The 13996-nt window shown below is 42.2% G+C and carries 10 protein-coding genes; 8 read left to right on the top strand and 2 right to left on the bottom strand.

The window, feature by feature from the left end:
• Nucleotides 1-322, top strand: a 322-nt coding sequence (locus tag MED121_RS24470; protein WP_009835370.1) for a laccase domain-containing protein, incomplete at its 5' end; no start/stop codon positions are given.
• 130 nt (nucleotides 323-452) lie between these two features.
• Complete coding sequence (gene clpB, locus MED121_RS18910; protein WP_009835369.1) at nucleotides 453-3032, top strand: ATP-dependent chaperone ClpB; 2580 nt, start codon at nucleotides 453-455, stop codon at nucleotides 3030-3032.
• Between the two features lie 66 nt (nucleotides 3033-3098).
• On the opposite strand, the gene MED121_RS18905 is transcribed toward clpB, so the two are convergent.
• Complete coding sequence (locus MED121_RS18905; protein WP_009835368.1) at nucleotides 3099-4043, bottom strand: adenosylmethionine decarboxylase; 945 nt, start codon at nucleotides 4041-4043, stop codon at nucleotides 3099-3101.
• A gap of 278 nt (nucleotides 4044-4321) precedes the next feature.
• Nucleotides 4322-5335, bottom strand: a complete 1014-nt coding sequence (locus MED121_RS18900) for a GlxA family transcriptional regulator (RefSeq protein ID WP_009835367.1) — start codon at nucleotides 5333-5335, stop codon at nucleotides 4322-4324.
• A 694-nt stretch (nucleotides 5336-6029) separates the two neighbouring features.
• Between MED121_RS18900 and MED121_RS18895 the strand changes: the two genes are divergently transcribed.
• The 6 genes from MED121_RS18895 (at nucleotide 6030) to MED121_RS18870 (ending at nucleotide 13864) form a co-directional block, all read left to right on the top strand.
• The gene (locus tag MED121_RS18895; protein WP_009835366.1) at nucleotides 6030-7121 is read left to right on the top strand and encodes a hybrid-cluster NAD(P)-dependent oxidoreductase; all 1092 of its coding nucleotides are present in this window, start codon (nucleotides 6030-6032) and stop codon (nucleotides 7119-7121) included.
• A gap of 115 nt (nucleotides 7122-7236) precedes the next feature.
• Complete coding sequence (locus tag MED121_RS18890) at nucleotides 7237-8619, top strand: L-serine ammonia-lyase (RefSeq protein WP_009835365.1); 1383 nt, start codon at nucleotides 7237-7239, stop codon at nucleotides 8617-8619.
• Between the two features lie 86 nt (nucleotides 8620-8705).
• The gene (locus tag MED121_RS18885; protein WP_009835364.1) at nucleotides 8706-9956 is read left to right on the top strand and encodes a sarcosine oxidase subunit beta family protein; all 1251 of its coding nucleotides are present in this window, start codon (nucleotides 8706-8708) and stop codon (nucleotides 9954-9956) included.
• A gap of 11 nt (nucleotides 9957-9967) precedes the next feature.
• Nucleotides 9968-10264, top strand: coding sequence for a sarcosine oxidase subunit delta (locus MED121_RS18880; protein WP_009835363.1), 297 nt, complete (start codon nucleotides 9968-9970; stop codon nucleotides 10262-10264).
• Nucleotides 10261-13278: a sarcosine oxidase subunit alpha gene (locus MED121_RS18875; protein ID WP_009835362.1), complete on the top strand. Its 3018-nt coding sequence runs from the start codon at nucleotides 10261-10263 to the stop codon at nucleotides 13276-13278. Before MED121_RS18880 ends, MED121_RS18875 begins: the two co-directional genes overlap by 4 nt.
• On the top strand, nucleotides 13271-13864 hold the full coding sequence (locus tag MED121_RS18870) for a sarcosine oxidase subunit gamma family protein (RefSeq protein ID WP_009835361.1): 594 nt from the start codon (nucleotides 13271-13273) through the stop codon (nucleotides 13862-13864). Before MED121_RS18875 ends, MED121_RS18870 begins: the two co-directional genes overlap by 8 nt.
• Nucleotides 13865-13996 lie beyond the last annotated feature (132 nt).

The raw sequence follows: 13996 nt of genomic DNA, 5'->3' as shown, positions 1-13996 counted from the left end.
TGCTCAATTTGAAGATGCCAATGATGTGATGGTCTGGCTTGGTCCTGCGATAGGTGCGAATGCGTTTGAAGTGGGAGATGAAGTTAAACAGGCTTTTATTTTGCAAGATAAACAGGCTGAAAAAGCCTTTAAAGCCTCAAATAATGAAGGTAAATGGTTGGCAGATATTTATCAGTTAGCTCGACAAAGATTAGCTTCTTTAGGTGTAAGGCATATTTATGGGGGTGAATATTGCACCTATGAGGATGAGTCACACTTTTTCTCCTATCGACGAGATCACCAAACCGGTCGTATGGCCAGTGTGATTTGGATTGAGAGCTAAATTTATATAAAGAGCCGAGAGGCTCTTTTTTATTGGGTGTCAAAAAAATGACACTTAGCAATTGAAATTTAAAAAGCTGGACCTATCTAGAAAATATCAAAGGTATTTTTCGGATAATTAGGACTTTAATATGAGAATCGACCGATTAACCAGTAAATTACAAATCGCCTTATCAGACGCTCAATCTGTTGCGTTAGGCAGAGATCATACTTACATAGATGCGGTGCATTTATTAGTCGCCCTGTTTGATCAGCAAGGTGGCGGCATAAGACCCATTTTGCAGCAAGCTGGTGTACAGGTAGCAAAATTTCGTGACACCCTAAATAGCATTCTTGATAACCTGCCTGAGATGCAGGATCACGATGGTAATATTCAAATGTCACCTGAGCTAGGGCGCTTATTAAACCTAGCAGATAAAGAAGCACAAAAGCGTAAAGACCAATATATTTCATCAGAACTGATTTTATTAGCCATGTTTGATGGTAAAGATGAACTGGCTAAAGCGCTTAAAAAAACCGGTGTGACAAAAGCAGATATTGTCGCAGTGATTGATCAAGTTCGTGGTGGTGAGGGAGTGAATGACCCAAATGCAGAAGAAAGCCGTCAAGCATTAGATAAGTTCACCGTAGATCTAACCGCACGTGCCGCTGAAGGTCAGCTAGACCCAGTGATCGGCCGTGATGATGAAATCCGCCGTACGATTCAGGTATTGCAGCGCCGTCGTAAAAACAACCCAGTTTTGATTGGTGAGCCTGGTGTAGGTAAAACCGCTATTGCTGAGGGATTAGCCCAACGAATCGTCAATGGTGAAGTGCCTGAAGGGTTAAAGAATAAACGTGTTTTATCACTGGACATGGCCGCACTGATTGCCGGTGCTAAATATCGAGGTGAGTTTGAAGAAAGGCTGAAATCCTTATTAACTGAGCTTTCCAAGCAGGAAGGTCAGATCATTTTGTTCATTGATGAAATACATACCATGGTTGGTGCAGGTAAATCTGAAGGCTCCATGGATGCGGGGAATATGCTTAAACCTGCGCTTTCACGTGGTGAACTGCATTGTGTGGGGGCAACAACGCTAGATGAATATCGTCAATTTATAGAAAAAGATGCAGCCCTAGAGCGACGTTTCCAAAAGGTATTAGTAGAAGAGCCGAGTGTTGCTGATACCATTGCTATTCTTCGTGGCTTAAAAGAGCGTTATGAAATTCACCATGGAGTAGATATTACTGATTCGGCGATTATTGCCGCAGCGAAACTATCGCAACGCTATATAACCGACAGACAATTACCTGATAAAGCGATAGACCTTATTGATGAGGCGGGCAGCCGCATTCGTATGGAAATGGATTCTAAGCCCGAGGATATGGATAGGCTTGAGCGTCGTCTTATTCAATTGAAAATTGAAAAAGAAGCCCTGAAAAAAGAAAAGGATAGGGCATCTAAACAGCGACTTTCAAAATTAGAAGCTGATATTGCGATTGCCGAAAAACAGTTTAGTGATCTGGAAGAAATCTGGAACGCTGAGAAAGCACAATTACAAGGTGCGCAAAAGCTCAAAGAAGAATTAGAGTCAGTTCGTCAAGAGATGGAAGAGGCGCGTCGTGACGGTAATTTAGCAAAAATGTCTGAATTACAGTATGGGGTCATACCTATGCTTGAAGCTGAAATCGAAAAAGCCAGTATGGCGGAAGAGCTTGATCAAACTCAGCTACTGAGAAACCGAGTTTCAGAGGAAGAGGTGGCAACCGTTGTGTCTCGTTGGACTGGCATACCGGTGGATAAAATGCTGCAAGGCGAGCGAGAAAAGTTACTGACAATGGAAAATGAGTTACATGCATCAGTGATAGGTCAAGAAGAAGCGGTAACCGCTGTGGCGAATGCCGTACGTCGCTCTCGTTCTGGGCTTGCTGACCCGAATCGTCCAAATGGCTCCTTTCTTTTCCTTGGGCCAACAGGTGTGGGTAAAACTGAGTTATGTAAATCCCTTGCAACCTTCTTGTTTGATACCGAAGCCTCTATGGTGAGAGTCGACATGTCTGAGTTTATGGAGAAACATTCTGTCGCTCGTTTGATTGGCTCGCCTCCTGGTTATGTGGGTTATGAGGAAGGAGGCTATCTAACCGAAGCGGTTAGACGCAGACCTTATTCGGTTCTTTTGTTGGACGAGATAGAAAAAGCGCATCCGGATGTGTTTAATATACTGCTGCAGGTATTGGATGATGGTCGTTTGACTGATGGCCAAGGGCGTACAGTCGACTTTAGGAATACCGTGATAGTGATGACATCTAACCTAGGGTCTGATTTGATTCAGAATTATCGTTCTAATGAGCAATATGAAGAAATCAAACATGATGTTTTAGCGGTTGTTGGTAATCACTTTAGGCCTGAGTTTATTAACCGGATTGATGAAACTGTCGTATTTCATCCGCTTATGCAGAGTCAAATTCATGGTATTGCGCGCATTCAAATGACCCATTTAAATGGACGATTACAAGAAATGGGTATGACATTAGCCTTATCAGAACAAGCCTTGGATCGTCTTGCAGAGGTTGGTTATGACCCTGTTTATGGGGCGAGACCGCTTAAAAGAGCGATCCAGAATTGGTTAGAAAACCCTTTAGCAAATGAGTTGCTGGCAGGTAACTTTGCTGCTGGAGATCATATTCTTGCTGATCTAGATGATGGAAATATTTGCTTTAAAAAACAATAGATTTATTTAGAACGAATAAAGCCACCGCAGTACTTACTGCTGGTGGCTTTTTAGTTAGTTTATTTTCTATAGGGTGATTTGGGTGGCCGCACTGATTTTTTGCTGTTTCATATATTCTTTAAAGCGCATGGTATAACCACAGCTTAAATCTTGTTCAACCTGATTCATCAAGGTATGTTCAGTATGAATTTCTGCTTCATCATTAAAGCTAATAATATCAAAACAACTTGGCTGAAGTAGATGTATTAACTGGTTAAAAATGTTCACACTGTGTTGTTTTATATCAAGGTTTGTTTCAAAGCTAACATAAGAACTTTTTTCCTGAGGTGTGATATGCATGGTGGCATATTTATCCCCGAGAATGGCATTCATCGAATAGCCAAAAGGTTCAAAAACATATTCATCAATAGTAAAGCCAGGTAACAAGGTCTCAAGGCTTAACATGCTGCGAATAGTGCTTGCGTCCTGCCCCTCTTGCCTTAAGTAATCTGCTGTTTTACCTTCTATGTGATACATCAAGAGCTCAAATGTCTTATCAGATTGATTCGGCGTGTAGGGCTTATCAAGGTGATAAATATAGTTGTGATGACTATCAAGATTACCAAGTTGAAATGCCACCCCTTTAAGTCTTTTTTGTAGCCTAGCTATGTCTTGTTCAAATGATGTTATTTGTAGGTGTGACTGATACTCATTTTTACGTTGAAAAATGACGGATTCAATTAATTCTAATTGACCTTCAAAATGATTTTCAAGGTGGTCAAGGAATGCCTGTAAAGAATTGACTAGGGTTGTCGTACCACAGGTCAACATTAAGAAGTGATGATCCCAGACAAACAAGCTAGATTCAGATAAGAGGTAAGCATCACAGTGATCATTAGAAATGCTTGATAGAATTTCAGCGTCACATTGAGCCACTATGTTGGACCAAAAGTTGATACCAAGGCTTCTTAATGAGACAGCATCATGAGACATGACAAGCTCAACTTTTTTCTCTGAACCTTCAAAGAACATAGGACAATCCTCTATATACTGGTGCGCCCTGAAGTCTGGTTTAAGCTGCGAATCGCTGAACCTAATTCGGGGAGGTTTTACTGTTATTTATGAGACCTCTTAGCAATTTTATAATTGCTGAAATTTGAGTGCGGCTATTGTATCCATCTTAATAAAAAGCGAAAGAATAATTTTAATTATGTTTGAAATAATTCAGTTGAACAGGGGGGGAGGACGAAATTGAATGAAGTGAGGTACAAAAAAGAGCCCTTGAGGGCTCTTTGAAAACAGATGGCTTACTATGCGCTAAAAGCCGCCCCTTGAATACCCATAAAAGGAACTTGAGTATGGGGGGTGATTCGCTCGTTGCGAGGCGGTATACCAAAATATTCACGATAGCATTTACTAAAGTGAGGGGTAGAAACAAAACCACAGGCAATACCAATGTCGGTTATAGACATACTGGTTTGAGTGAGCAGTTTTCTAGCACGCACAAGACGAAGTTTTAGATAATAACGAGAAGGCGTGCAATTTAAGTGTTTCTGAAATTGTCGTTCAAGCTGACGTCTGGACATGCTCACAAAACTTGCCAATTCATCTAAAGAGATTGGTTCCTCAAGGTTGGCTTCCATTAATGATACGACTTCCATTAGCTTGGAGTGGCTAGGACCTAAGTAGGTTCTTAATGGGATTCTCTGTAAATCACTTTCGGTACGTATGCGTTCAGACATAAATTCCTCACCAATCGCCGCACTTAATTCGTGACTAAAGTGCTTACGTACCATGTTTAAGAACATATCTAGTGGGGCGGTGCCACCTGCGCAAGTAAAGCGGTCACGATCAAAAGAGAAGAGTTTTAAGTCAGTATAAGCATTAGGGAAGCGTTCGCAGAAAGTTGTCATATACTCCCAATGGACAGTACAACGATAACCATCCATTAAACCTGCCGCAGCAAGAATAAATGCACCGGTACAAATGGCACCCATTGCTGTGCCTTTCTTTTCTTGCTCTCTTAGCCAGTGTAGTAATTGAGGGTCGCAATTTTTTTCAACATTTACTCCTGAACACACTATGATGCCATCAAAGTTTGATAAGTCCTGTCTAAAATCGAGGTCCGCAGCAATCATGATATTGTCACTGGCTTTGGCTGGCTGCCCATCTTGAGTGATGGTAAACCACTCATATACATCATGTCCTAATAAATAGTTAGCCATGCGCATAACTTCAATTGCAGAAGTCATGGGAAGCATAGAAAAGTCTTCTACAAGTACAAAACCATAACGGTATTTCTTGGTTGGTGCTGACGTGCTCATCTCGACTACCTCTATATGTTGGGTGGGTGGGCTTTATAGCCGATCTATCAGCGACAATGACTTTCAGTTTTGATTTAGCGTAATCCTGAATCTGAACTTATGTATTGTTATTTTAAATCAGTCTTATATACAGCCATTTTGTTATTCTAGTGCCCAATTCGTACTGTGCCATGTCGGTTAGGAATACGGGTATTCCAATAACGACAATAAAGCATTCAAAAGCGGCAAAATCTAGCTTTTTAGTAAATTCTTTTTAGATGTATTGCTTCAAGACCTCTGCTTTTTGTCACGAAAACTTCTTTAAAGTCTTATTTTTAAAGGTATAAGTGTCATATTTGAGCAAAAAAACCATAGATTTGTTGTCTAAGGTCAATTGTCATCTAACGTTTATTCTTTATGCGACACTTCAAATAAGCAGGCATAGTCGCAATTTATCTGTCTAAACAGTCGAAATTGAGGTCATTTACCCTGAGAATCATTCTCTATTAGCCTTAATTGTGATGAGAAACCTATATTCGCCTTAACATCAGTAAGCTGTTTTAACTAATTTGGAGAGTTGGAGTATAAAAATGTCGTTTTTGAATAAACGAGTGAGAGCAGCTAAACACATACTCCGTTTTATTCAGACTCAAGCTAATATTTATTGTTAGCTAAATAAGAAAAGCATAAGAAGAAGATAAGAAGAGTAAAGTCGATGAATGATACTTTTTTAAACACAGTAAATACTCAAACATGGGCAAATGGCCGTCACCAAGTAAGGTGTGTAAACCGTATTTGGGAAACACCTGATGTGACTACATTTTGCTTTATGGCAGAACAGCCAATCATGTTCTTCTTCAAGCCAGGTCAGTTTGTGACCTTGGAGCTTATGATTGAAGGTGAGCAGGTAATGCGGAGCTATACCATCGCATCCTCACCTTCTGTGCCTTACAGCTTTTCAATTACAGTCAAACGTGTGCCTGGCGGACAAGTGTCTAACTGGTTACATGACAATCTGACTGAGGGTGATGAACTCGCTGTTCATGGACCTATGGGGGTATTTAACTGTATCGACTACCCTGCTGAAAAAGTGCTTTTATTATCGGGTGGTAGTGGTATCACACCAACTATGTCAATGGCACGTTGGCTTTATGATACTAATACCGGTGTGGATATGGTGTTTTGTCATAGTGCGCGAACACCGACTGATATTATTTTTAGGCGTGAATTGGAGTTAATGGATTCACGCGTTAATAATTTACAAGTTAACTTTATCTGTGAAACTCATGGTATTGGTGAAACTTGGGCGGGTTATCGTGGCTATTTAGATTTATTCAAACTACAGCTAATGGCCCCAGACTTTAAAGAGCGTACTGTTTTCTGTTGTGGACCTGCCCCTTATATGGCGGCGGTGAAGAAGATGCTTAAAGATGCAGACTTCCCGATGGAAAATTACTTTGAAGAAAGCTTTGGCGAGCCGCCAGCCGATGCTGACCTAGACATTCTGACAGAAGCGCAAGAAGAAGCGCTAGAAGATAGATCAGAAGGTGCCATGGTATCTTTTACCAACATAGGTAAAGGCATTAAGGTTAAAGCAGAAGAAACAGTTCATTCTGCCGCTACTCAACTTGGTATTCGTATTCCTAAAGCGTGTGGTATGGGAATTTGTGGAACCTGTCGTGTACTAAAAGTCTCCGGAGAAGTTGAAATGGAGCATAACGGCGGTATTACCGATGATGATGTTGCAGAAGGTTATATCCTTTCATGTTGTTCTAAGCCAAAAACGGACGTCGAAATAGAGGTTTAATTAAAAACTCTGTTTCCTATCGGAAACTTTATGTTCTAATAGGGAAAGTTTTAAACCTTTTCACATACTGGTTCATTTATATGAACTAGTAGGTATCTATCCATGAGGCGTTGTTATGGCAATTAGTTTATTCGATTTATTTAAAGTTGGCATTGGTCCATCCAGTTCTCACACTGTGGGGCCTATGGTGGCAGCTAATCAATTTGTGCATTTCTTAGAAGATGAAGCACTTTTACCTAATGTCACCCGAGTAATGTGTGAACTTTATGGCTCGCTAGGGGCGACAGGTAAAGGTCACGGTACAGGTAAAGCGGTACTGATGGGCCTAGAAGGTGAGCTTCCTGATTCTATAGACCCAGACACTGTTGATCCTAGGGTTGATGCGATTGAATCTAGTCATCAAATTAACTTGAACACTAAGCATAGTGTTGCTTTTGAACCCGCTACAGATTTGATTTATCACAGAATTGATCGTTTAGACTTCCATGCAAATGGTATGACCTTACGTGCTTATGACGATGCTCAAACTTTGATTTGTGAAAAAACCTACTACTCAGTTGGTGGCGGTTTTATTGTCAATGAAAATGATCAAGGTGAGGTTGAACTTGTCGAAGATTCAACTCAGCTTGCCTATGACTTTCACAGTAGTGAGGCCTTGCTGGAGCTATGTGCTGAACATGATTTAAGTATTGCTCAAATCATGCTGGAAAACGAAAAAGCATGGCGCAGTGAAGATGAGATAAAGGCCGGTATTTTAAGTATCTGGCATGTCATGAAAGCTTGCATTGATAAAGGAATTCAGACAGAAGGCATTTTGCCAGGTGGTCTTAAAGTAAAGCGTCGCGCTGCTAGTCTTTATCAAGATTTAAATAAGAAAAATAAGATGGATATGATTACCCCATCTTTAGGCGCTATGGACTGGGTTAATTTATATGCCTTAGCGGTCAATGAAGAAAATGCGGGCGGTGGGCGTATTGTAACAGCACCGACGAATGGAGCTGCTGGCATTATTCCGGCTGTACTTCATTACTATTGGGATTTTTGTCCTCGCTCAAATGAAGAGGGCATTGTCGACTTCTTTTTAACGGCTGCTGCGATTGGGCTTCTATTTAAAGAGAATGCCTCTATCTCTGGTGCCGAAGTAGGTTGCCAAGGTGAAGTCGGATCTGCCTGTGCGATGGCGGCGGCAGGTTTAGCTGCTGCAACCGGTGGTTCTCCAGGTCAAATTGAAAATGCCGCTGAAATTGGTATGGAGCACAACTTGGGACTGACCTGTGATCCTATTGGTGGATTGGTTCAAGTACCTTGTATTGAGCGTAATGCAATGGCCTCAGTTAAGGCAATTAACTCAGCGTCCATGGCACTTCGTGGTGATGGAACACACTATGTATCTCTGGATAAGGTAATTAAAACCATGCGAGATACTGGGCGTGATATGAATGATAAGTACAAAGAAACTTCGCGAGGGGGATTAGCCGTTAACGTGATTGAATGTTGACGACGACTTTCCTTTATTCCTAATAAAGTAGTTATTTAGTGGTTGATGGCAGTGAACAATATGGCAGCAATTTCTAGGGTGGTGATATGAAACGTTATTCAGTGTTTAGTCTTTTTAAGCATGCTCTAAGTCATCATGAAAATTGGCAGAGAGTTTGGCGTAATCCTAAACCGAAACAGGTTTATGATGTTGTCATTGTTGGTGGTGGTGGCCATGGTTTGGCCACAGCTTATTACCTAGCGAAAGAACATGGTATTACTAATGTTGCTGTCGTCGAGAAGGGCTATCTAGGTGGCGGTAATACCGCACGTAATACCACCATTGTTCGCTCTAACTACTTATGGGATGAAGCTGCAAACCTGTATGAACATGCAATGAAGTTATGGGAAGGACTTAGTCAAGACCTTAACTATAATGTGATGTTCTCACAACGCGGTGTATTAAACCTTGGGCATAATCTACAAGATATGCGTGATATCGAGCGTCGCGTAAATGCTAACCGTTTAAATGGTATTGACGGTAATGTGCTCAATGCCGCCCAAGTAAAAGAAATTTGTCCTTTGTTGGATTGCTCAGACAATGCGCGTTACCCAGTGTTAGGTGCGTCTTGGCAACCAAGAGCCGGTGTCGCTCGTCATGATGCCGTTGCTTGGGGATTTGCGCGTGCTGCTGATGCGCTAGGTGTTGATCTCATTCAACAGACAGAAGTGACAGGTATTCGTCGTCATGAAGGGGCTGTTTGTGGTGTTGAAACCAACAATGGTTTTATCGCTGCCAAAAAAGTAGCCTGTGTTGCTTCTGGCAACTCTTCTGAACTTGCTCGTATGGTGGGTTTAGAGCTTCCTCTAGAAAGTCACCCACTACAAGCCTGTGTATCTGAGCCGATCAAACCCATTATTGATACGGTTGTTATGTCGAATGCAGTACATGGTTATATGAGTCAATCAGACAAAGGTGACTTGGTTATTGGTGCGGGTATCGACTCATACAACGGTTATGGCCAACGTGGATCATTCCAAGGTATTGAACATACGTTAGCAGCCATTTGTGAGCTTTTCCCTGATGTTCGTCGTGTCCGTATGAACCGAGCTTGGGGTGGTATTGTTGATACGACACCGGATGCTTGCCCAATTATCAGTAAAACATCTGTGCCGGGTCTGTACTTCAACTGTGGTTGGGGCACCGGTGGTTTTAAAGCAACACCTGGTTCAGGTAATGTTTTTGCCCATACGATTGCACATGATGATCCTCATCCATTGGCAAAAGCCTTCACTATTGATCGCTTTAATTCTGGTTTCTTAATTGACGAACACGGCGCTGCCGGCGTTGCCCACTAGGAGGTATTCTTATGTTGCATATCTTTTGTCCTCATTGTCAAGAATATCGTGAGGAAGATGAATTTCATTATCGTGGACAAGCGCATATTGTGCGTCCTAAAGATCCAGAAGCCTTAACGGATGAAGAGTGGGGAAGCTACCTGTTTTTCAGAAAAAATCCAAAAGGAATTCATCACGAACTTTGGTATCACACCACAGGGTGTCGTCAATTTTTTAATGTTACCCGTGACACGGTTACTTACAAGATTCATGAAAGTTACAAAATAGGTGAGCAGCCTGCAGTTAAAAGTGAGGACGACTTAGCATGAGCCAGAACAAACGCTTAGACAGTGGCGGTCGTATTGACCGTAAAAAAGTCATTAACTTTAGTTTTGACGGCAAATCTTATAAAGGCTTTGACGGGGATACTCTCGCTTCAGCTTTACTTGCTAATGGCGTAGATATTATCGCCCGTAGTTTCAAATATTCTCGACCTCGTGGTATTACAGGTCATGGTAGCGAAGAGCCAAATGGTGTGATTCAGTTGGGCACTGGCGCGTCTACTATTCCTAATGTGAGAGCGACACAGCAAGAACTTTACGCGGGTTTAGTTGCTAATCCTGTTGCCGGTTGGCCAAGTGTCAACTTTGATTTGATGGCTACGCTTGGAAAAGCGGGTGCCATGATGCCACCAGGTTTTTACTACAAAACCTTTATGTACCCACAAAAATTGTGGATGACCTATGAGCACTTTATTCGTAAAGCGGCAGGTTTAGGTAAAGCGCCAACCGCTCCTGACCCAGATACTTACGATAAAGTTAACCATCACTGTGATGTCATGATTGTCGGAGCTGGCCCTGCTGGTCTTTCCGCTGCATTAGCGGCTGCGAAAACCGGTGCGCGAGTTATCATAGCAGATGAGCAAAATGAAATGGGTGGCAGCCTGCTTAGCACGACTCAAATGATTAATGGTGCACCTGCAAGTGCTTGGCTAAAAGATACGATAGAAGCCTTAGAAGATTATTCCAATGTGAATGTATTGCCACGCAGTACGGTAATGGGCTATTACGACCATAACTTCTTAGCTGTCATAGAGCGTCGTACTGATCATCTTGGTGAGATCTCTCCAAGAGGGGCACGTCAACGTATGCATCGTGTCCGTGCGAAACAAGTTATCTTGGCGCCAGGCGCACAAGAGCGACCTTTGATCTTTGCGAACAATGATATTCCTGGGGTGATGTTAGCCTCGTCTATCAGTGTTTATCTAAACCGTTATGCTGTTGCACCAGGTAATGCTTTGGTGGTATCAACTGCCAATGATTCAGGTTATCAAGCAGCAATTGATTGGCATAAAGCAGGTCGTAAAGTAATTGGTATTGCTGATAGTCGTGCGCAATCAAGCGGCGAGCTGGTTGAAGAAGCGAAAAAATTAGGGCTTAAAATCTGGTTCTCACATGCTGTTATTGAAGCAAAAGGTAGCCGTCGTGTTTATGCTGCGACTGTGGCACCTATTAATGCTGAAGGTACGCAAGTAACGGGTGCTAGTCAGAATTATGATTGCGACATTATTGCTACCTCTGGCGGCTGGAGCCCTGTTGTACATTTGAGTTGCCACACAGGTTCTCGTCCAGTATGGAATGACGACATTATTGGTTTCTTACCGGGTAAAACAGTACAGAAACAACATTGCGTTGGTTCGTTAATGGGTCAGCATCAGCTATCTGATAGCTTAGAGCAAGGTTTAGTTATCGGCGCTCAAGCTGCATGTGAGGCTGGGTTTGGTGATGGTTCTAACTCAATTAAAGTACCGAGTGTTGATCTTGTTAAAACAGGGCAAGCTCAGGCGCTCTTCTTAGTACCGCACTCTAAATCAGTAAGCCGTGCACCTAAGCAGTTTGTTGATATGCAAAACGATGTTACTGCGGCGGGTATTGAGTTGGCGACACGTGAAGGCTTCGAGTCGATTGAGCATGTTAAGCGTTATACCGCATTGGGCTTTGGTACTGACCAAGGTAAGTTGGGTAACATTAATGGTATGGCTGTTGCGGCTCAGTCTTTGAATAAGACAATTGCAGAAACAGGGACAACTATCTTCCGTCCTTCTTATACACCAACAACTTTTGGTGCGATTGCAGGACGTGATACAGACAGCTTGTTTGATCCTATTCGTTATACAGCTATGCAGTCTTGGCATGAAGCTAACGGCGCTTTGTTTGAGGATGTGGGCCAATGGAAACGTCCTTGGTACTTCCCTAAGCCTGGTGAAACCATGCAACAAACACTGGATCGTGAATGTTTAGCAACACGTAACAGTGTGGGCATATTGGATGCTTCTACACTTGGTAAGATTGATATCCAAGGTAAAGATGCACGTGAATTCTTAAACCGTGTTTATACCAATGCTTGGAGCAAGTTAGCCGTTGGTAAATGTCGTTATGGCCTTATGCTAAAAGAAGATGGCATGATCATGGATGACGGTGTGACTTCTTGTATTGCCGATGATCATTTCATTCTGACAACCACAACAGGTGGTGCAGCTAATGTACTTGAGTGGCTAGAGCTTTGGCATCAAACAGAGTGGCCTGAACTAGACGTTTATATGACTTCTGTGACAGACCATTGGTCAACCATGACAATCTCAGGCCCTAACTCTCGCAAAGTATTGGCGAAAGTGTGTGATGACATTGATCTTGATAAAGACAGCTTTAAGTTCATGGATTGGCGTAGCGGTACCGTAGCGGGTGTTAAATCTCGTGTCTTTCGTATCAGTTTCACTGGTGAGCTTTCTTACGAGATTAACGTACAAGCAAATCATGGTTTGCATGTCTGGGAAGCTATTATGGAAGCGGGTAAAGAGTTTGATATTACCCCTTATGGTACTGAGACGATGCACGTATTACGTGCGGAAAAAGGCTTTATCATTGTCGGTCAAGACACTGATGGATCAGTAACGCCACAAGATATGGATATGAGCTGGTGTATTGGTAAGAATAAAGAGTTTAGCTTTATCGGTAAGCGTTCCTTTACTCGACCTGATACCGCAAGAACAGATCGTAAACAGTTTGTTGGTCTTAAGCCGAAAGATGCCAATGTGATCTTGCCAGAAGGTGCGCAGGCGGTTCGTGATCCGAATGAAAGTATCCCAATGACCATGGTGGGTCATGTGACTTCAAGTTATTACAGTGCGGTACTTGGCCATAGTTTTGCTTTGGCTGTAATTAAAGATGGGCACAATCGTAAAGGCGAGTCTGTTTACTTCCCATTAGCAGATGGTCGTACGATTGAAGCTGAAATTACTGATTATGTCTTCTATGATGCCAAAGGGGAGAAACAACATGTCTAATGTAAACGCAAAGGTTAGGCCTGATACACCGCTGGCTAATATTCAGTTTCAGTCAGACAAAAAAGGCGGTGTTAAGTTTCAAGAATTAGGTTTTTATGGCCACCTGACGCTACGTGGTAATAGTGGTGATGCTGGATTCGTTTCTTCTGTTGAAGCCGTTTTAGGCTTAAGCCTGCCAGTGAAAGCGCTAAGTTCAGCGAGCAATGCTGATGTTTCTATTCATTGGATCAGTCCAAATGAGTGGCTAATTATCAGTGCGAAAGGTGATGAGGCTGAATTAGAAGCGAGTTTACGCGCTAAGTTAACAGGTCATTTCTCTGTCGTGGATGTTTCTGGAGGCCAAACGGTATTTGAGCTTTCAGGAGATGATGTGATTTCGCTAATGAAGAAAAGCTGCGGTTATGATATTGAAGCTGAATTGCCTCAAGGTAAGACTGTCACAACGCATTTTGCTAAAGCCAGCGTTGTCATGACGCGTGTGGATGAGCATTGCTTCAGGATGGTTGTTAGACGTAGCTTTGCAGATTATGTCTGGCGTTGGATCGAAGATGCGACGCAAGAGTTCGGACTTGTCATTAAACTGTAACAAAAAGTTCATATATTAGTCACACTTTTAAAACATTTGAAAAGTCCCTGACACTATATGATTGATTATAAAGATAATTTTATAGTCTAATTTAAAAAAGGGGCCAATTAGGCTCCTTTTTTTATGTCATAT

The sequence above is a fragment of the Marinomonas sp. MED121 genome (genome assembly GCF_000153025.1).
Classification (GTDB): Bacteria; Pseudomonadota; Gammaproteobacteria; order Pseudomonadales; family Marinomonadaceae; genus Marinomonas.
This window is presented reverse-complemented; position numbering and strand designations above follow the sequence as displayed.